Genomic DNA, 442 nt, shown 5'->3' on the forward strand with positions numbered 1-442 from the left:
CCTGGGTGAGGCAGCCCTGCTCCAGGAGGCTGCGGGCCTCGTCCACCGCGGCCGGGATGTCCGGCTTGGGCGGCGTCGGCGTGGGCGGGGAGGTCGGCTGCGGCGGGATGGTGGCGGCGCGGTCCGGCCACGGTGCCTGCGGGCGCAGGAAGGGGCGGGTCGGGTCGAGCGCGCCGGCCGGGGTGCCCTGCTTGGGCAGCAGCGAGGTCAGGGACTCGTACACGTGCTGTGCGGAGGCCGGGCGGTCCTGCGGGTCCTTGGCCAGGAGGTGCAGCAGGACCGCCTCCAGCTGGTGCGGGACCTCCGGGCGCAGCCGGCGCACCGGGACCGGCGGCTCGTACAGGTGGCGGTGCAGGACGCCGAGGGCGGTGGACCCCGCGAAGGGGACGTTGCCGCTGAGGAGTTCGTACAGCAGCACGCCGAGCGCGTACAGGTCGGTGTA

At 75.8% G+C, this 442-nt stretch carries 1 pseudogene; it reads right to left on the bottom strand.

Annotated features, from left to right (window positions below):
• A pseudogene (locus tag G3I78_RS48520) lies at nucleotides 1-442 on the bottom strand (serine/threonine protein kinase); the annotation flags it as partial.

It is taken from the genome of Streptomyces sp. SID13726 (assembly GCF_010548375.1).
Lineage (GTDB): Bacteria > Actinomycetota > Actinomycetes > Streptomycetales > Streptomycetaceae > Streptomyces.